The organism is Mycoplasma sp. 6934, from assembly GCF_055523595.1.
Window position 1 is genome coordinate 736,634 of sequence record NZ_JBVFVE010000001.1, and the last position, 20,075, is coordinate 756,708.

The 20,075-nt window shown below is 31.3% G+C and carries 15 protein-coding genes, 2 tRNA genes and 2 rRNA genes; 8 read left to right on the forward strand and 11 right to left on the reverse strand.

The annotated features are described in order from the left end of the window. The first annotated feature begins 34 nt into the window (after positions 1-34). A complete protein-coding gene (locus AC0B4S_RS03150; RefSeq protein WP_465101655.1) occupies positions 35-1,216 on the forward strand; it encodes an IS3 family transposase in 1,182 nt (393 codons plus the stop codon). 32 nt (positions 1,217-1,248) lie between these two features. Here the strand turns inward: AC0B4S_RS03150 and AC0B4S_RS03155 are convergent, their stop codons facing one another. Next, complete coding sequence (locus tag AC0B4S_RS03155) at positions 1,249-1,890, reverse strand: hypothetical protein (RefSeq protein WP_465101656.1); 642 nt, start codon at positions 1,888-1,890, stop codon at positions 1,249-1,251. A 122-nt stretch (positions 1,891-2,012) separates the two neighbouring features. Here AC0B4S_RS03155 and AC0B4S_RS03160 point away from each other — a divergent pair, with 122 nt between their 5' ends. Continuing rightward, a complete protein-coding gene (locus tag AC0B4S_RS03160; protein WP_465101657.1) occupies positions 2,013-2,657 on the forward strand; it encodes a hypothetical protein in 645 nt (214 codons plus the stop codon). A gap of 144 nt (positions 2,658-2,801) precedes the next feature. Here the strand turns inward: AC0B4S_RS03160 and AC0B4S_RS03165 are convergent. Both AC0B4S_RS03165 and AC0B4S_RS03170 read right to left on the reverse strand, forming a co-directional pair. After that, a 23S ribosomal RNA gene (locus AC0B4S_RS03165) occupies positions 2,802-5,691 on the reverse strand. A gap of 289 nt (positions 5,692-5,980) precedes the next feature. Continuing rightward, positions 5,981-7,489: ribosomal RNA gene (locus tag AC0B4S_RS03170) — 16S ribosomal RNA — on the reverse strand. Together the 16S and 23S rRNA genes form the textbook arrangement of a ribosomal RNA operon. Before the next feature lie 308 nt (positions 7,490-7,797). Between AC0B4S_RS03170 and AC0B4S_RS03175 the strand changes: the two genes are divergently transcribed. Beyond that, positions 7,798-8,937, forward strand: coding sequence for a restriction endonuclease subunit S (locus tag AC0B4S_RS03175; protein WP_465101658.1), 1,140 nt, complete (start codon positions 7,798-7,800; stop codon positions 8,935-8,937). An 83-nt stretch (positions 8,938-9,020) separates the two neighbouring features. Here AC0B4S_RS03175 and AC0B4S_RS03180 read toward each other — a convergent pair whose 3' ends face one another. From AC0B4S_RS03180 to AC0B4S_RS03200, 5 genes are all read right to left on the reverse strand, one after another. After that, entirely contained in the window at positions 9,021-9,341 is a 321-nt protein-coding gene (locus AC0B4S_RS03180) for an HNH endonuclease signature motif containing protein (RefSeq protein ID WP_465101659.1), read from the reverse strand. 24 nt (positions 9,342-9,365) lie between these two features. Then, the gene (locus tag AC0B4S_RS03185) at positions 9,366-10,241 is read right to left on the reverse strand and encodes an HNH endonuclease domain-containing protein (RefSeq protein ID WP_465101660.1); all 876 of its coding nucleotides are present in this window, start codon (positions 10,239-10,241) and stop codon (positions 9,366-9,368) included. A 60-nt stretch (positions 10,242-10,301) separates the two neighbouring features. Next, complete coding sequence (locus AC0B4S_RS03190) at positions 10,302-11,069, reverse strand: hypothetical protein (protein WP_465101661.1); 768 nt, start codon at positions 11,067-11,069, stop codon at positions 10,302-10,304. Then, positions 11,062-13,299 carry a hypothetical protein gene (locus AC0B4S_RS03195; RefSeq protein ID WP_465101662.1) on the reverse strand — a complete coding sequence of 746 codons (2,238 nt, stop codon included), beginning with the start codon at positions 13,297-13,299 and terminating at the stop codon, positions 11,062-11,064. Before AC0B4S_RS03195 ends, AC0B4S_RS03190 begins: the two co-directional genes overlap by 8 nt. A 186-nt stretch (positions 13,300-13,485) precedes the next feature. After that, a tRNA-Leu gene (locus AC0B4S_RS03200) sits at positions 13,486-13,570 on the reverse strand. A 368-nt stretch (positions 13,571-13,938) separates the two neighbouring features. On the opposite strand from AC0B4S_RS03200, the gene AC0B4S_RS03205 reads away from it, so the two are divergent. Then, positions 13,939-14,014: transfer RNA gene (locus AC0B4S_RS03205), tRNA-His, on the forward strand. 141 nt (positions 14,015-14,155) lie between these two features. Here AC0B4S_RS03205 and tpiA read toward each other — a convergent pair. After that, positions 14,156-14,890: a triose-phosphate isomerase gene (gene tpiA, locus AC0B4S_RS03210; RefSeq protein ID WP_465101663.1), complete on the reverse strand. Its 735-nt coding sequence runs from the start codon at positions 14,888-14,890 to the stop codon at positions 14,156-14,158. A 95-nt stretch (positions 14,891-14,985) separates the two neighbouring features. On the opposite strand from tpiA, the gene recU reads away from it, so the two are divergent. Continuing rightward, positions 14,986-15,471 carry a Holliday junction resolvase RecU gene (gene recU, locus AC0B4S_RS03215; protein WP_465101664.1) on the forward strand — a complete coding sequence of 162 codons (486 nt, stop codon included), beginning with the start codon at positions 14,986-14,988 and terminating at the stop codon, positions 15,469-15,471. Between the two features lies 1 nt (position 15,472). Here the strand turns inward: recU and AC0B4S_RS03220 are convergent, their stop codons facing one another. Next, positions 15,473-15,763 carry an HU family DNA-binding protein gene (locus tag AC0B4S_RS03220; RefSeq protein WP_465101665.1) on the reverse strand — a complete coding sequence of 97 codons (291 nt, stop codon included), beginning with the start codon at positions 15,761-15,763 and terminating at the stop codon, positions 15,473-15,475. Positions 15,764-15,915: 152 nt separating this feature from the next. Continuing rightward, complete coding sequence (locus AC0B4S_RS03225; RefSeq protein WP_465101666.1) at positions 15,916-17,085, reverse strand: hypothetical protein; 1,170 nt, start codon at positions 17,083-17,085, stop codon at positions 15,916-15,918. A 142-nt stretch (positions 17,086-17,227) separates the two neighbouring features. Here AC0B4S_RS03225 and AC0B4S_RS03230 point away from each other — a divergent pair, with 142 nt between their 5' ends. From AC0B4S_RS03230 to AC0B4S_RS03240, 3 genes are read left to right on the forward strand one after another with little or no spacing between them, the layout of a single operon-like run. Next, positions 17,228-18,463: a replication-associated recombination protein A gene (locus AC0B4S_RS03230; RefSeq protein WP_465101667.1), complete on the forward strand. Its 1,236-nt coding sequence runs from the start codon at positions 17,228-17,230 to the stop codon at positions 18,461-18,463. Position 18,464: 1 nt separating this feature from the next. Next, positions 18,465-19,415 carry a phenylalanine--tRNA ligase subunit alpha gene (gene pheS / locus AC0B4S_RS03235; RefSeq protein ID WP_465101668.1) on the forward strand — a complete coding sequence of 317 codons (951 nt, stop codon included), beginning with the start codon at positions 18,465-18,467 and terminating at the stop codon, positions 19,413-19,415. Continuing rightward, complete coding sequence (locus AC0B4S_RS03240; RefSeq protein WP_465101669.1) at positions 19,405-20,073, forward strand: uracil-DNA glycosylase; 669 nt, start codon at positions 19,405-19,407, stop codon at positions 20,071-20,073. The genes pheS and AC0B4S_RS03240 overlap by 11 nt, the downstream gene beginning before the upstream one ends. The last annotated feature ends 2 nt before the right edge of the window (positions 20,074-20,075 follow it).

The following is a 20,075-nucleotide window of genomic DNA, read 5'->3' on the forward strand; positions in this document are numbered from 1 at the left end:
GTACCAACGAAGAATTTTTTTGAAAGGATAAATTATGTCAAGACATTTAAAGAAAGAAGAATTTGCAAAAATATATGAAGAATATCAAAAATCAGGTTTACCAGGTGCTTTCCAAGCTATTTACCAAATATCACCAGAAACAAAAAACTTACAAAGAAATAGTGTAAAAGTTAGAATTAATAAAATAATTAAGTATTATAATTTAGGTATGGAAGACTTATTGCAGACAAAGAAAGGTGAAAGCCGCAAAAAAGGAAGCGGCAAACCTAAGACGAAAAGAGAACCAAATTGAGATATTTTTGATCGTGATGATTTGTTACAAATAGCTAAAAGATATTATGAAATTACCAACGAATTACCTAAAAGTAAGAAAGTTATTGAATCTAAAAGTTTTAGTATAAGTTATGTTAAGCTTGCAGAAGTTTTTGGCATTTCTAGACAAACAATTTCTAAAACTCAAAATATTAAAATTGCACAAAAACTCCCTAAATATAGTGATGTAATCGAAAAATCGTTCGCAGAAACAAAGTCAAGATATGGAAGGTTAAAACTAAGTGTTTACATATCTAAAAAATACAAAATAGATATAAACGAACGTTCATTAGGGAGATATATGAACCTTTTAGGCCTAAAATGTAAGCTTAGACAAAAATCAAAACGAAAAGAAATTAAAAATCTATCTACTCAGATTGATAACTTCGTAAATCGTGATTATAATGATCAAAACAATCGAAATATTTATGCAACTGATGTTTCATATATAAAAGCGCCAAAAGATGTGTTAGAATCACACGTTTATTTGTCTGCAATTTTGTCTCATAAAACTAAACAAATTATTGGTTTTAAATTATCAAAAAGTAATAATCTAGAACTAGTTTTAGACAATTTAAATTCATTAAAGCAATACAAATCCAAAAATTTTATCATTCACTCAGATCATGGCTTTCAATATACACATCATCAATATATTAAAGAAATTAAAAATCTTGGTGGGATTATTTCGTTATCAAGAGTGGGAAATTCTCTTGATAATCGAGAAATTGAATATTGGTTTGGAATCATTAAAACTGAATTATTAAATGATTTAGATTATTCAAAAATAACATTTAATGAACTTAATGATATGATACATGAATATGTAATTTGGTACAACAATGACCGAATTCAATCAAACTTAAACTGAAAAACTCCACAGCAATTTGCTATGGAATTATAAATAACTAAAATGTTAAATTTTGCTGTCCATGTTTATTTGCCAATATATTTTTTATTTAAAAAGTAATATCCTAAATATGTGTTTAAAAGAATGCATTTATCAAGTAAATTTGAAACATCATCTTTTAAACTACAATTATAGTTTTTAGCAATATAAATATCATTATTTCCTTTATTTAATGAATAAGGAATACTATCTTCCCCAAGTATTTTTACAATAAATTCAATAACTTCAGGTTTCGATACATTTTGTAAATGTACTAAAACTGATCCTATTCACCTTGTTTTACTTTCTTTACTTTCAAGTTTTTTAAGATAATCAAGGCCAACATTTGCATCTAAAAATTTATCTTTAAGACTTTTAAGTACTTCAACTTGATATATTCCATTTGATTTTTTTACGATTTGAAAATTTATATTATTGGCTTTAAAGGTTGGAAAGTTATCACCTTTTTCTTGGTTAGTTTTACAATGCGTAATTTGTAAGTTTTCTTTGGCGCTTCCACCGTCTAAGCTTTGTGGTTTGATATGATCAATGCTTCAACAAAACCTACTTTCTGGTGTGTTGTAAGCTCCTTTTTCAATTTGCCTACCTGCAAAGTCTTTTGTTTTATTACATTGTCTTCCATATTTTTGGGCTCAAAAAGCCATTGCATTTTTACGTGTTATATTCATTTTATCTATTAATTAGAAATGTCACATGCAAGTTTTTTGCATGTGACATTGTTTTTGTCTGCCTTGTAATAAAATAGTTGTATTAATAAATTTTAAAAAATGAAAGGAGACTTTAAAATTATATGAAAAATTTAGAAAAATATATTTGTGCTTTTGACAAATATCGAAAAGAAAATAAATATCAACATTTTAAAATCGAAGAGAATCACAACACTATTTTGAAAATGCAAGGAGCACTTGAGACACAACGAAAATTACGAGCAAAGCAAATCGATCTAGAACAACTTTATAATATTTTACAAGAACTTTCTGAAGGCTTCTCAATCCAAGAAGTAGCCAAAATTTTTAACAGAGATGTTCGAAGTATAAAAAGTAAAATCGAAATTATTACAAATCGCAGACTATTGAGTTTAGATAAACACAATCGCTATGTTTGTCCTAAGTGCTTAAAAAGAGTAATGCGTATTAAAACCCTTAATTTTACCAAACTATACGAACATTTATTAGGCTATTCATTTTCGAGGCTCTTTTTTCTAAGTGATGCAATTAAAGAGAAATGAAAAGCGTACAGAAAGTATTGGTATAGTGAACTTAATACATACAATAAAAATAGAAATAAAAAGAATTTGCAGATGAATTTTTGAAAAGTCACATGCGAGATATTAAGAAAACAATTATCTTTTAATTTTTACATAACAAATGTATGCGTAAACAGAAAAAGCGGCAGTTTTATACCGACCCATAAAATTGCACTAAAATTAATTTAAGGATTGATCATATATCCTAAATGTGTTAGTCCATTTAATAAAATATTTTAGTTTAACAACAAAAACTCCCCTCGGGGGAGTTTTTACTTATTCTCTGAAAACTGAACAGTAAAGTAATTTATTAAAATGTCATGAATACATTTAACTTTTAAACCTATCAATTTATTAGTAATGGTCAGCTGAATGTATTACTACACTTACACTTCCATCCTATCAACCTCGTAGTCTACAAGGAATTTCAAGGGAATACTTATCTTTGAGGAGGCTTCCCACTTAGATGCTTTCAGCGGTTATCCCTTCCGTACTTAGCTACCCAGCTATGCTCCTGGCGGAACAACTGGAACACCAGCGGTACGTCCACTCCGGTCCTCTCGTACTAAGAGCAGCTCTCATCAATATTCCAACGCCCACATCAGATAGGGACCGAACTGTCTCACGACGTTCTGAACCCAGCTCGCGTACCGCTTTAATTGGCGAACAGCCAAACCCTTGGAACCGACTCCAGCTCCAGGATGCGATGAGCCGACATCGAGGTGCCAAACCTTGCCGTCGATGTGATCTCTTGGGCAAGATAAGCCTGTTATCCCCAGGGTAACTTTTATCCGTTGAGCGACTGCCGTTCCATGACGTACAGCCGGATCACTAAGTCCTGCTTTCGCACCTGCTCGACTTGTAGGTCTCGCAGTCAAGCACACTTCTACCTTTGCGCTCTACATACGGTTTCTGACCGTATTGAGTGTACCTTTGAACGCCTCCGTTACCTTTTAGGAGGCGACCGCCCCAGTCAAACTACCCACCACGCACTGTCTCCCCGCCGGATAACGGCGGCAGGTTAGAAACTCAACATACCAAGGGTGGTATTTCAAGGTTGACTCCTTCAAGGCTAGCGCCTTGATCTCACTGTCTCCCACCTATCCTACACATGTTAGGCCAAGTTTCAATACGAAGTTGTAGTAAAGCTCCATGGGGTCTTTTCGTCTTGATGCGGGTACCCAGCGTTTTCACTGGGACCATAATTTCACCGAGTCCAATGTTGAGACAGTTGAGAGATCATTGCGCCTTTCGTGCAGGTCAGTATTTAGCCGACAAGGAATTTCGCTACCTTAGGACCGTTATAGTTACGGCCGCCGTTCACCCGGGCTTCATTTCAACGCTTCGCATTAAGCTAACGCATCCACTTAACCTTCGGGCACTGGGCAGGCTTCACCCCCTATACATCACCTTGCGGTTTAGCAGAGAGCTGTGTTTTTGATAAACAGTTGCCCCTCACAATTTACTGTGGCCAACGGTTTAATGTTGGCACCCCTTATCGCGAACTTACGGGGTTAATTTGCAGAGTTCCTTAACATTGGTTTTCTCGCTCGCCTTAGAATACTCATCTTGGGAACGTGTGTCCGTTCTCGGTACAGGTACCCTGTTATTTAAACGTTTAGAAGCTTTTCTTGGAAGTATGAAATCACACAATTCAGGCCAAAGCCTTATGCATCGTAGCTCCCGGTTGTAGAATACGCATTTAACTATATTCACCAGTTACTACTTACCCCTAAATCCATTAATAGGTAGTGTTATCCTTCTCCGTCACTCCATCACTATAACAAGGCAGTACAGGAATATTAACCTGTTATCCATCAGATACGCTTTTCAGCCTCTCCTTAGGTCCTGACTAACCCTGGGTGGACGAACCTTCCCCAGGAAACCTTTCCCAATAGGCGTCGTAGATTCTCACTACGAATCGTTACTCATACCGGCATTCTCACTTCTTAAAGCTCCACCAGTCCTCACGGTCTGACTTCATTGCATTAAGAACGCTCCTCTAACGTACTTTCGTACCCGTGGCTTCGGTATTATGTTTTACTCCCGTTACATTATTGGCGCAAGATCTCTTGACTAGTGAGCTATTACGCACTCTTTAAAGGGTGGCTGCTTCTAAGCCAACCTCCTAGTTGTTTATGAAATCTCACAACCTTTCTGACTTAACATAATTTTGGGACCTTAGCCGACGATCTGGGTTGTTGCCCTCGCGAGCCGGGACGTTAGCACCCCGGTTCCGACTGCATGACAATACACAATGGTATTCGGAGTTTGATTATAGTCAGTACCGCTAGGCGCGGCCATTCCATATTCAGTGCTCTACCACCAAAGTTTAACATCACACGCTAGCCCTAAAGCTATTTCGAGGAGAACCAGCTATCTCCAAGTTCGATTGGAATTTCTCCGCTATTCACAAGTCATCCGGGCACTTTTCAGCGTACTACGGTTCGGCCCTCCACTTGGTATTACCCAAGCTTCAGCCTGCTCATGAATAGATCACCTGGTTTCGGGTATATGTCAACATACTAAACGCCCTATTAAGACTCGATTTCTCTGCGGCTCCGCTTTTTTCTGCTTAACCTCGCATGTTAACATAACTCGCCGGTCCATACTGCAAGATGTACGCCATCAGCCATTAACGGCCTCTGACTAATTGTAAGTAAGTGGTTTCAGAATCTATTTCACTCCCCTCCCGGGGTTCTTTTCACCTTTCCCTCACGGTACTAGTTCACTATCGGTGTCTGGTTAGTATTTAGCCTTACCGGATGGTCCCGGCAGATTCAGACAGGGTTTCACGTGCCCCGCCCTACTCAGGATACTATCAAAAGTTTTTGCTATTTCACATACGGGAGTATCACCCTCTATGCTAAAGTTTCCCAACTTTTTCTGCTATAACAAAAATTTGTAACTTTATGTAGATAGTCCTACAACCCCACCCTAAGATGGTTTGGGCTCTTCCACTTTCGCTCGCCGCTACTAATGGAATCATATTTTATTTTCTTTTCCTGTTGCTACTAAGATGTTTCAGTTCACAACGTGTCTCGCAATCAAGACTATTTTATTCATCTTGAAGCAGTTAGACATTACTCTAACTAGGTTTCCCCATTCGGAAATCCCCGTATCGTAGCTCATATCCAGCTCCACGAGGCTTATCGCAGGTAATCACGTCCTTCATCGACTTCCAGACCCAAGGCATCCACCACTCACTCTTACTTATTTAAAAGTTCAATATTTACCTATTGTTGTTGATGTATTCAAAGACATTTTAATAAATTATTTATAAAATAATTACTCGGTTATCCAAAACAAATTGACTAATTTATTTTTTGATGTCGTTGTTATATTAATTTATCTTTACTATTCAGTTTTCAAAGAACAAAAAGAGAGAAGTTCTCTCAAAACTAGATATACATGTTGGGTTATCTCAACCATGACATTAAATAAGAAATGATAACCATATTATAAATTGGTAATTGTTACTAAAATGAATTGTAACTTAATGTACTCCGTAGAAAGGAGGTAATCCATCCCCACGTTCTCGTAGGGATACCTTGTTACGACTTCACCCCAGTCACCGGCCCTGCCTTAGGCAGTTGTCTCCGTAGTTAACAAAACCGACTTCGGGCATTACCAGCTCCCATGGTGTGACGGGCGGTGTGTACAAGACCCGAGAACGTATTCACCGTAGCGTAGCTGATCTACGATTACTAGCGATTCCGACTTCATGTAGTCGAGTTGCAGACTACAATCCGAACTGAGAATAGTTTTTTGAGATTTGCTTGATGTCACCATTTTGCGTCTCTTTGTACTATCCATTGTAGCACGTGTGTTGCCCCACTCGTAAGAGGCATGATGATTTGACGTCGTCCCCACCTTCCTCCCAATTACTCGGGCAGTCTCCCTAGAAAATTAACTAAGGACAAGGGTTGCGCTCGTTGCAGGACTTAACCGAACATCTCACGACACGAGCTGACGACAACCATGCACCATCTGTCATTCTGTTAGCCTCCACTATATCTCTATAGCTTTGCAGAAGATGTCAAGAGTGGGTAAGGTTCTACGCGTATCTTCAAATTAAACCACATGCTCCACCGCTTGTGCGGATCCCCGTCAATTCCTTTAAGTTTCACTCTTGCGAGCATACTACTCAGGCGGATGATTTAATGCGTTAGCTGCGCCAATAGATTTTCTATCAGCTAATCATCATCGTTTACAGCGTGGACTACCAGGGTATCTAATCCTGTTTGCTCCCCACGCTTTCGTCTCTCAGTGTCAATATGTGCCCAGTTAGCTGCCTTCGCCAAATTGGTGTTCTTCCTAATATCTACGCATTTCACCGCTTCACTAGGAATTCCGCTAACCTCTACACAATTCTAGCATGCCAGTATCCAACGCAATTTGGGGTTGAGCCCCAAGTTTTCACGCCAGACTTAACATACAACCTACAGACGCTTTACACCCAATAATTCCGGATAACGCTTGCAACCTATGTATTACCGCGGCTGCTGGCACATAGTTAGCCGTTGCTTTCTGACAAGGTACCGTCAAGGCACTAGCATTTCCTCTAATGCTTTTTCTTCCCTTATAACAGCAGTTTACAACCCGAAGGCCGTCATCCTGCACGCTGTGTCGCTCCATCAGACTTTCGTCCATTGTGGAAAATTCCCTACTGCTGCCTCCCGTAGGAGTCTGGGCCGTATCTCAGTCCCAGTGTGGCGGATCAGTCTCTCAACCCCGCTAAACATCATCGCCTTGGTAAGCCATTACCTTACCAACTAGCTAATGTTCCGCACCCCAATCTCTTAGTGAAGCTTTAAGGCTCCTTTTATATATAGTTCATGCGAACTATATAAGTATCCGGTATTAGCGATAATTTCTCACCGTTATCCCAATCTAAGAGGTATGTTAAGTACGTGTTACTCACCCATTCGCCGCTAAGTTCTAAAAGAACTCCGCTCAACATGCATGTATTAGGCACACAGCCAGCGTTCATCCTGAGCCAGGATCAAACTCTCGAAAAAATTGACTGTCATGTTTTGTGTGTATATCTAGTTTTCAAAGAACTTCATGCTGCTTTTTCAAAAAAGCGCAAGATAATTATAGTACAAAAAAATAAAAAACCAAAATATTTTTTTATTTTTTTGTTGGGTTGTTTTTGATACTTTATTTTGTGAAATATTATTAGAAATAAAGTTGTAAATCAATAATAATACTTAATTATCTTATATTATATTTTAAATATGAATTTTTAGGCAAGATGTCATTTGCAATTACATATAATAAATATAATATGATAAAATTTATTTTAATTAAACATTAAGGAATCATTATGAATAAAATCGAAAAACTTATTAATGAACTATGCCCTAATGGGATTAAATATAAAAAACTAAGTGATGTAGTAAAAATCAACAGGGGAAAAAGAGTTACTAAAAGTAGTTTAAATGATACTTTTCAATACGAAGTATATCATGGTAGTAAAGATTTAATCCTTGGTAAATATAATATGTTCAATGTTCCTGCAGGGACAGTTATAGTTGTTAATACCGGTAGCATTGGCGGAGTTAAATATATAGACGAACCTTTTTGGTGTTCTGATGGGAGTTTTTGGCTTGGACATGATGAGCAAATAAATAATAAATTTCTTTATTATATCTTAGTGCGATATGAAGACTATTTCAAAAGCAAAAGAAGAGTGGGAGGAGTTCCAACAATTGAGCGAAGCGTTGTCGAAGAAATATATATTCCCCTCCCGCCCCGCGCGATCCAAGATGAAATTGTTAAAATTCTGGATAATTTTACAGAACTTACCACAGAACTTAAATACCGTAAGCAGCAATATGAGTATTACAGAGATAAATTATTAACTTTTGATGATTCAAAAGTTAAGGTTGGGTATAAAACACTAAAAGAATTATGCCCCAATGGAGTAAAAATAGTAAAACTTAGCGAAGTTGCAAAATGTAAAAGCGGAAAAAGGCTTACTAAAAGCCAATTACTAGATAAAGGCTACCCAGTAATGAGCGGAGGAATTAATCCTATAGGCTATTGAAAAGACTATAACTATAATGAAAATACAACTTCAATTGCCAGATATGGTACTGCAGGATATGTAAGGTGAGAAACTCAAAAGTTTTGGGCAATTGATGCTTGTTGAGTTATAACAGATTTAAAAGATTCAGTTAATGCAAGGTATTTATATTATGTTATAAAGAATAAAGAACAAGAACTTATTGAATCAGTATTCGGTACAATACCCGCCTTAAAGTCAGATACAGTGCACAATTTAGATATCCCAATCCCGCCCCGCGCGATCCAAGATGAAATTGTTAAAATCCTAGATAATTTCTCTGACTTAACAAATGATTTAACTAAAGGCTTACCATCCGAAATAAATCTTAGACAAAAACAATATGAATATTATAGGGATAGATTATTAAACTTTAGAGAAGCAAATAGCGATAACTAAAAAATATAGTGAACACCCGCAAGTTAGACCAATTAATTTAGTCCAACTTGCGGGTGCCTCTATACTGTAGTTTAGCTGTGTATTTATTTTACTTTAACAACTGTATAAACTTTTGATTTACCTTTTACTTTTTTGCAAGTAAAAGTACTTCCATTAGCTACGAAGCGAGGGAATGAATCACCTTTTTCTTGGTTAGTTTTACAATGAGTTATTTGTAAATTGTCTTGTGCATCAGTTCCGCCTTCTGCTTCTGGACGTGTATGATCAACATTTCAACAATATTGACTTGCTTCATTTCCATAAGCAGATCTTTTGATAGATCTTCCAGCAAAATCTTTAGCATCTTCTTTACCACCAAAAAGTTTATCCCATAATTCGAGTGCTTTTTCTTTATTGATTTTCATAATTACCTTCTTTCTATGATTAATTTACTTATTTGATAATTTTTCTCTTAAGTCTATATAAGAGTAGTTATATTTTCCATATCCATATGTGAAATTAAGATTAGGTTCATTTTCTTTAGCCCTAGTATTTTCATATACTAAATTATTTATATATAAAGAATTATCGTTATGATTATAACTTATATTAAACTCACAAAGTTTTGCTTGATAATACATATCTTTTGCATTATTATAATTATTTAGTTGATAATAAATTTGATATTTAGTCATATACTTTTTGTTTAAAAAGTAATATCCTAAATATGTGTTTAGCAAAATGCATATATCAAGCAGTTCAGATACATCGTTTTTAAGTGGACAATTATAGTTTTTAGCAATGTAAATATTGCTACTAAAACCTTTATTAATTGAATAAGGGATGCTATCCTCACCTAATATTTTTTCTATAAATTCTATAACTGCAGGATTTGATACGTTTTCTAGTTTTATTAAAATTGATCCAATTCACCTTGTTTTACTATCTTTATTTTCTAGCTTTTTCAAATAGTTTAAGCCAATATTAGCATCCAAGAATTTACTTTTGATACTTTTTACTTCTTCAACTTTATAAGATCCATTATGTTTTACTATCTGAAAATTCTTATTGTTGGCTTTAAATGTTGGAAAATTATCACCTTTTTCTTGGTTAGTTTTACAATGAGTTATTTGTAAATTTTCCTTATTGCTCCCACCATTTTGGCTCAGCGGGAGGATATGATCAATATTTCAACAATATTGGCTTTTGAGATTATTAAAATCACTTTTTTGAATTTTTCTACCTGAAAAATCCTTAGTCTTTTGACATTGTCTGCCATATCTTGAACTCCAAAGAGCCATTGCATTTTTATGATTTATTTCCATTTCTTCCTCCATAACTATTCCAAAAATATAATTTTGGCATAGTTTTGTTTAAAATTTTTATTATCTTCCTATCAAACCTTCAATTGATTCGAGTGCATCTTTTACTTTTCCGGCCTCATTAACAAGAAATTTAATTTCAGCAATTGTTTCAGTTTGAGATAAAATATCTTTAGTATACCTATAACTATCATATTTGTATTGTATTAATATTATTTTATATTTTCCTGGTGCTAAGTTTAAGAGTTCAAAGAATTCTAAAGTATTGTCAAAGTTCAAATTTGATTTTTGTCCACTACCATCATAAATTTTGTATTCAATAATTGATCCATCTTCTTTGTTGGTATCCTGATAATAAACTTTAATTTCTCTCCGGCCCGTACGTTCTACATTTTTTCAAAAAATATTGAGAAAATCAATTCCAGGATTAACAACTAAAGCACCATTTTTATATTTTGCATTTGTTTCTTTGTTTTTATTATTCTTATCTCATTTTTCTTTATCTGCTAAAACCACTTTAATTGGCAATGCATAATTATCAGCAAGATTGTCTTTAAAAGATATCAATAATTTTTGGTTATCAGATTTAAACTTATAATCAATGCTTATCACATCATTTATATGAGTATATTTTTTGTTTTGATAATTAATATAGTCTATTGCAGGGCTTGAAAAAATGATTTTGTAACCTTCAATATGATAATTTTCGTTTTGGACTAATTGCAGAATAATATTTGAATTATCCTCATACAAATAAGAAGATTCTGGACCTTTTGAAGATACAAATGAAACAACTTCTTTATTTAATAAGTATTTTATATATTTATTCATCCTTTGCCCCTTCATTTATTGTATCTAATAAATTTATGCAAGTTTTTAATTCATCATTTGTCAATTGTTTGTCTTGTTTATCGATGTTTGAAAAACTACCGTGTGTTATATCATTGCGTTTTTTTCTAAGTTTTTGCAATAGTTTTTGTTTTTCCTCTAATTCCTTGATTTTACTATCATTGTAATAATCAGAATCCCTCTCAACTTTAGCTTTTTCATGCTCAAAATATTTGTTTATCCATTCATGGATGTTGTCGCCATATTTATCTTTATATTTGTATTTATATGCAAAGATAGCTTCCAAACGTCTATAAATTTGGATAATGCACATTTCTATATTTCCAGAATTTAAAAGTTTAAGTAGGTTTTTTGAACTAAATTCATTATTAATTTTTTCAAAATGGTTCTTCATAGCTTTTTCATTAGTAATTGATTCAATAACATCCTCAAGTTTTTGCTTATATTGTTTTCAAAAGTTTTCTTTAACTTTTTTAAGATTGCTTTTAACAGTAAATTCATTATACTCATCTAATAAAGGAAAATTTTGAGATTCAATAGTTAATAGTTCTTTATAGAGTTTTGTATCTATATCTAAAGTTGCTGGTGGTGAGTCATAGCGATCTTCAAATGAGTTATAGCTATTTTCAAACTTGTTCATCTTATTAAAAATACTCTTTGATCAATTTTCAAGTATTTTTAGTTCACCTTCTTTTATTTGTTCTTGAGTATATTTATGTTCTATTGCTGTTTTAGTTCTTAAATAATCAGTGTGTGATATGATTCCTTTACGTATATAATCATTAGGCATAAATAATTCATCAGCAAGTTCATAAATTAAATCAACGTTTTTTGCAATAACTGCATCTGCTAAAAAGCTATAACCCAAATCAATAGCGAATTGAAATACATCCCTCCACATATTATTTTTAACACTTGTTTTAATTAATTCATTATAACTAATATATTTATCAATAATAAATGGCTTAAGCCCTCTGATTTTAGCAACTAAATTTGTAAGTTTTTGCCCATACTCTTCTTTACTTAGCCCACAATCATCATTTAATAAAGATTTTAAGTCTAAAACACCATGTTTAGTATGCTTTGCAACTAAAATATCTTCTAAAGGTTTAGAATCTAATCATTCTAATTCAAAAATTTGCATATCTTTATTTGATACAGTAGTTACTTCAAGTTGATTCACTTTTTGCTTTAACTTTAAATTAAAATCATTAAACTTTTTGAGCCATACTATATCTTTTTGTTCTTTTGCTAAATTGAAAGCATCTTTAATTGGGTTAAAATGTTCATAAGAATATTCTTTATCATTAACATGACGTCTATCTTTATACTTATAATATGATTGACTAGCATATTCTAATCTTTTTTCTTTGTCAACTATCATTCTGTCTAAAAGTTCAAAATGCTTATTTTTATAAAGTTCAAGCATTACCTCATTTGTTGAATTATATCCAGTATTTTTAAATTCAAGTTTAGACATATATTCCAAGACATCTTTAACATTTTTTGTAAAGAGGCTTTTAAATGTTGCGGTTAGATCTGAGTATCTATAATTATGTTTGTAATCTATTGCCTTTAATCCAGCAGCATAATTACTATCAATACATAAACTAATGTATTTATTTAAACGTTTCATGTCCAAAGATTCAGAATTACTATAACTTCAAGAATTTCCATAAATTACTCATGGTCATTTGTTTGATGAATGAGAATTAGTTTCATATCAATCATCAGTGAGATCAACAATATTATCTAAAAGACATTCTTTAAAAATATTAATTGCTTTATGTTCGTAAAGTGCATCAATTACCTTTCTAGTTAATTGATAATATTCTTTTGTTCCTTTTTGACCAGATTCAAATTTATGAAAAATATTAAATAAATTTGTATATCCATATTGTTTAAATAAAGTTGCATCATCTTTAGAAATTAAGTGTAAAGGGCTTGTTTGATCATTAATATCTCCAAGTCATTTATCATCATTATTTGAAGAATAGCTTTTTTCATCATATGGTTCTCCGGTTAATAATGTAATTATATTAACTTTAAATATATCAGCTAGTTTGAAACAAACTGATATATTTGGTATTCATTCGCTTTTAAATAATGTATATACATTATCAATACTAAGACCTAACTTTTGCGATATTTCGCCTCAAAAAATATCCTTCTCATTTTTAAACCTTAAAATTCGATCTTTTAATATTTCCATATTTTCTCCTTAATTTTTTTGCTTATAGTATATGTGTTAATTATATTTTATAAATATAAGAATATTAAAAATATTACCCCCCCCGTAATCATTAAAATAAATTTTAATAATTACGGGCGAGATAATTTTCCGGTCAGTTGAGAAATGCTTCCTCAACCTCCATATATGATAAAATACATATAATAATGGTGCCCAAGACAGGACTTGAACCTGCACGGATTGCTCCACTAGATCCTTAGTCTAGCGTGTCTGCCAATTCCACCACTCGGGCAAATACTAAGTTTTAAACTTTAGATTAAAATTATAACACATAAAAATGTAGTTTCCAAATATTTTTTAAAAAATATGCAAAAATAATTTACCAGATCAAAAATATTTATATTCATAATAAAGTATAATATTAATTATTTACATCAACTCACAAATTAAGCCTTAGCAATATTTATATTAGTTGCAAAACTATTTTAAATAAGCATATCACTGATTTATACAAAATAACTATGTCTTCATAGCGTTTTAAAACTAATTGATTATAATCTTTGATATTTGCAATAACTAATACCAAAAAAACAGCCACAATAAAAAATAATTTAGTATTTGGAATTTTAAAAATTAGTGTATAATTATATGGCAAATATGGCGGTTGTGGTGAAGTGGTTAACACAGCGGGTTGTGGTCCCGTCATTCGCGGGTTCGAATCCCGTCAACCGCCCCAAAATTTACCTTAGTTAATTTATTATAAATTAACTAAGGTAAATTTTTATATTTTATTTTTGTAATCTAAATAATTGTTAAAAATTGTTTTAAAAAATATGCGTTATTTAAACGCATATTTTATAATAAATTAATTCTAAGATTATTTACCTAAGGTTAAAAGTTGCATGAAGCTTTCTGGTTCTAATGAAGCTCCACCAACTAAAAATCCGTTAATATCAGGTTGGGTCGCTAATTCAACAATATTTTTAGGAGATACACTTCCTCCATATTGGACAACTAAATCATTTGAAGTAAGTTCATGAATGTATGCACAAACATCTTGTGCAATTTCAGCTGTTGCTACTTTACCAGTCCCAATTGCTCAAACAGGCTCATATGCCACAACGATTTTAGATAAATCCAAATCATTAACTGATCCTTCAATTTGTTTTTTAACTACTTCTTTAGTTAAACCTTGTTCATATTCTTCTAAAGTTTCACCAACACAAATAACTGGAGTTAGCCCTTTTTCTAAAGCTAATTTAGCTTTAGAATATACTGTTTTATTACATTCATTGTGATACGTTCTTCTTTCTGAATGTCCTAAAATAACATATTTAACATCTAAATCAAGAAGCATATCTGCTGATACTTCTCCAGTATATGCTCCTTTAACATGTTTTGACATATCTTGTGCAGCTAGTTTTAAACCTTGCACTTGATTTGTCTTAAAAGCACTTAAATTAACATATGGAACAGCAACAGCAAAAGCAGTATCCTTAGCAATAATTTGGTTTTTTTTGTTATATAAATCTTGGAATTTATTTATAAAATCTAAGGTTTCTGAATATGTTTTATTCATTTTTCAGTTACCAATAATAAGTAATTTGTTCATCTAATTCCCTTTCTAAATAACTAATAATTTATTTAAATTTTATCAAAAATGTTTATTTTTTGTATTTTTTAAATAAAAATAATATTAAAATTAATATGACAAAGAACCGTGGCATGTTTTTAGAAAAAATTATTAATCAAACAATTAATTATTACTGGGAAACTAATTATGCTTTTATTCATAAGAAAAACCTGGATATTTCCCTTAAGAAAATAAATAAAAATAATGATCAAAAAATAATAGTAAATAAAGGATATATAAGTAAAAAATCAACGGTAGACTATATTGGGATGTATCAAGGACAATTCGTCTGTTTTGAAGCTAAAAGTTGCAACGAAGATCGCTTTGATTTAAGCAACTTAAAAACTCATCAAATTAATTACTTAAAATTAATAAAGTGAAATGGCGGCCTTGCTTTTATCATTTTATTTTTTAGCAATAAAGACTTATTTTTTAAAGTGGAAATTGAATATATTTTAGCATTATTAAACCAAAAGCAAAAAAGTATCCGAATTGAAGAATTAATTAAAAACTCTAAAGTTTTAACTTTAGAGTTTCCAGGTATTTTAAATATTTTATAAACTATTTAAAATCAATTAAATCACGTAAGTATTTAGATGGTTTGTATTTAACAACTCTCTTACGCGGAACAACTTGTTGTTCTTTTGTAAATCTGTTAGTAATTGTACGTTGCGGTTTAACAACGGTTGAGAAGATACCAAAATCAGCTAAACGTACTGAATCTTCAGCTAATAATTGTTCTTTTAGAACAAATAACATTTCTTCTAAAATTTGATCAACTTGTTTAGGTGTTAAATTTAAGGTATCCTCAACTCTTTCAGATACTTGAGTTACAAATTCTTTTTTTGTCATTTTGTCTCCTAAATGATTTATTTATTTGTTTAAGTATTATAACCTATTTTTTAAAAGTTAAGTTAAAAAATAATTTATCTTAAATATTATACACTATATTTAAATAACTAAACCAGAAAGGTTTTTTATAAATCTTCAGAGGTTGTATTAGTCTATGGTGCTTTTGTTGTAAAAGTTTTATTTGATTCTGTTAATGAAATAGACTCATTATTATATTTTAATGACGTAATAGTAATAGTTTGGTCTTTTGGTAAATCGTAAATATATGCATTTAAAACATTATTTTTAAGACTAAAAGTTAACTTACTATATTGAAGACTTTCCAAATTAAATAATATTTTTAATTTAGAAGAATTAAAATTTGTAATAGTTTGGTCAAGGGTTAATGTCAAAGTACCACTAACATTTGTTTCATCGGAATCATCAGCTACAAATTGAACTTTCTCTAAATTTAGATTACTTTGTCTTGGTTGAATGTTTTCGTCTTTTGATCCATTATTACCATGATCCTGATCATGGTTATTTTCAATTTCTTTAACTGAAGGGTTTGAATTTTCAACAGAACCAGTTCCTTGAACATATTCAAATTTTGTTACTATTTTAAATGTTATTGATTCTTTAGGCAGTTTAATAACCTCATCTTTATATGCAATTTTTAAAATTTGATAATCAAAGTTTACTGCTAAGTCATATAATTGAAAAAATAATTTATTATCTTTATTTTGAGTATGTCATATGTTAGGTTTAAATATACCATCATATTCTTCATCTAAACCGTCTGGATAATTAATATGTAATTTAAATTCCATTTTTTCAGCTTCTGTTGGTATTTTATTTAAAGTTACAATTACACCTAAACTAGTATGGTCATTTTCATTAAAATCAAAATTAATTGAATTAATTTGAAAATAAGAGTTATTCGAAGTTTGTTGTTTTGGTTGCTCTGGTTCTGTGTCTTTAATATTTTTCTCTCCATTTGTTTCATTTGGGTGCTTTGTTTGCGGAGTTTTCTCTTGTGAATCTCCTGGTTTAGTTGGCTTGTTTTCTTTATCTTGATCTTGGAGTCTCTCACCCCCAAGATTATTATCCTTTGGAGTCTCTTTTTTAGTTTCGTTATTTGGGTCAATTTTAGGTTCAATTATTGGTTTAGGCGAAGGTGCTGGAGTAGGATTTGTGCCAATAGAATTTCTAAAATCAATTTTTATATTTGAAAATGGATCAGAATCTTGCTCTTGTTTTGCACGTGATCGTGATACAATAGCAAATAACGGTGTAATAGAAAAAGCTACTGGCATTAAGAATTTCTTGTAAAGTTTTTTCATTTTTTCCTCTTTTCAATTTTTTGAAATGTTTATATATTACTGTATAGTAATATTATATAACTTTTTTAAATAATAATAAAATTTAGTTAAAAATTCTATATTTAATAATATAAAAACTTCTTATATAATATAATTTATAAAAATGATTGATAAAAACCTTGCTAACTACTTAAGACCACAAAAATTAGATGATATTATTGGTCAAAACCATTTAAAAGAATTATTAAATAAAATAGTCCTTAAAAAAATTAGGTCTAGTTTTTTGTTTTTTGGCGAAAGCGGAATTGGGAAAACTTCAACAGCTTTTGCATTAGCAAATGAAATGAATTTACCATATGGTTATTTTAATGCATCAGTTGGTTCAAAAACTGAGTTAACTGAATTATTATCTAAAAACCAAATTTTAATTATCGATGAAATTCATCGATTAAATAAAGATAAACAAGAAATTTTGCTATCATATTTAGAATTTGACAAAATTATTATTTATGCAACCACAACGGAAAATCCATATTTTAAGGTAGTCCCGGCAATTAGAAGTCGTTTGCAAATTTTACAATTTTATAAACTTTCACTTGAAGATATTACTTTCGGGCTTAGAAAAATTGTTAATGAACACTTTAAACATCTAAATATTTCTGATGAAAAACTAGCTTTGCTAGCAAACTACTCGGCGGGAGATTATAGAGCAAGTATTAATAATTTGCAAACATTAGGAATTATTAAAACAGATTTAAATGAAATTACCGAGCGAGATTTAAAAACCATTATTCCAAATATAAACTTTTATAGTGATAAAAATTCAAGCGAACATTATAATAATTTATCGGCATTTCATAAATCGGTGCGAGGCAGCGATGTTAATGCGGCTTTATATTATGGTTTTTTGATTTTAACAAGTGGCGATTATGATGGTTTGTTTCGCCGCATGCTCGCATTAGCATATGAAGACGTAGGTTTAGCAAATTTGCAAATTGGGCCAAGAGTCTTAGCGGCAATTGAGACTTTTGAACGTCTAGGTCTTCCTGAAGGGGAATTACCAGTTGCCCTAGCAATTTGTGATTTAGCTTTAAGTCCAAAAAGCAATTCAACTTACTTAGCCAAAGAAAAAGTTAAAGACATAATTTTAAATCAAGGTAAAGTGTACCGCATTCCTTCACACCTAAGAGATGGACACTATCAATCAGCACAAAAATTAGGTGATGCAATTGGTTATAAATACCCTCATGATTATCCCAATAATTGAGTTGCACAAACATACTTACCCAGAGAATTACGTAATGAACAATTTTACACTCCTGGTAAAAATAAATATGAACAAGATGTCAAAAAATATTGAGAAACTTTAAAAGAAAATTGAAAAAAGAATAAGGAGTAAAATGTTAAATTTAGACTTAATTAATAATATTGAAGATTTAAAACAACTTAAAGCCAAACTTTACGGAAACCAAGGACAAATATTTCAATTACAACAAACATTAAAAACAGCCCCTAGTGAACAAAAAAAAGAAATTGGTCAAACAATCAACAAACTAAAAAAAGAATATGAAGAATTTTTTGCTCTTGCTGAGCAAAAAATTACTAAATTAAATATTGACCAAAAAATTAACTCTGAATTTGTGGATATTAATTTACCGACTTTAAAACCAGGATCTTTAAATCCTATTACAATCATCGAAGAAAGATTAAAAGATTGATTTATACAACATGGCTATTACCAACAATTTGATTCTGAAGTTGTTTCTGACTTATACAACTTTGAAAAATTAAACATTCCACAAGATCACCCAGCACGCGGAATGCATGATTCGTTGTATATAAATGCAACAACATTATTGCGAACTCATAATACTGGAATTAGTGCAAAAGTTCTTGAAGAAAATAAAAATATGGAATTAGGTACTTTTTCAATTGGTAAAGTATACCGTAATGATGAAGATGATGCAACACACTCTCACCAATTTACTCAACTCGATTTTGTAGCTGTTGGTAAATTAAGTTTTCCAAACTTAATTTGAACATTAAAATCTTTATTATCATATGTTTTAGAAACAGAGATACAATTAAGATTAAGACCAAGTTATTTTCCATTTACTGAACCAAGTGTTGAAGTTGACATTTTTTATAATAACCGTTGAATTGAAATTCTCGGCGCTGGAATGTTGCACCCAAAAGTTTTAGAATTAGCCGGTTATACTAATGGTATGAATGGATTTGCTGCAGGATTAGGAATTGAACGTATTACAATGATTAAATTTGGTTTTAATGACATTAGAGATTTATATAAAAATGATTTAAGAATCATGGAGCAATTTAATTATGAAAGATAGTTTTTTAAAAATTTTACAATCTGAAGGAAAAAAGCCTTACTTTACTAAAATCTTAGATAATTTATCCCTTTCAGCGAAACAAAATAAAACAATCTGACCACACCAAACTGAAATGTTTCGTGCCTTTGAATTTTTTCAAACTCACGAAACTAAGCTAATTATTCTAGGTCAAGATCCTTATAGTGAATATGGTGTTGCTGATGGTCTTGCTTTTTCTACACATAATTTAAAAACCCCTGCCACACTTAAAAATATCTTTAAAGAGCTTAAAAATGATTATCCAAATATAACTTTAAATTCTAATTCACTGGTGCCATGAGCCAAACAAAAAATCTTATTATTAAATTCAAGTTTAACAGTCGAGGAAAATAAACCTAATTCACACCAAAATATTGGTTGAAGTTTTTTCATAAGTGCAATTATCCAAGAAATTGTCAGGGTAAATAAAGATGTTTTAATCTTGGCTTTAGGTAATTATGCACATAAAATTGTTGATAATTCGTTATATTTATTAAACTATGATACAAATAATTTATTTAAACTATCGCATCCTTCGCCGCTAGGATACCGTCATAGTTTTAAAAATTCGCAAATCTTTAAAACTATTAATGCTCGTTTAGAAACATTAAATAAAGAACCCATTGATTGAAATTTATAAGG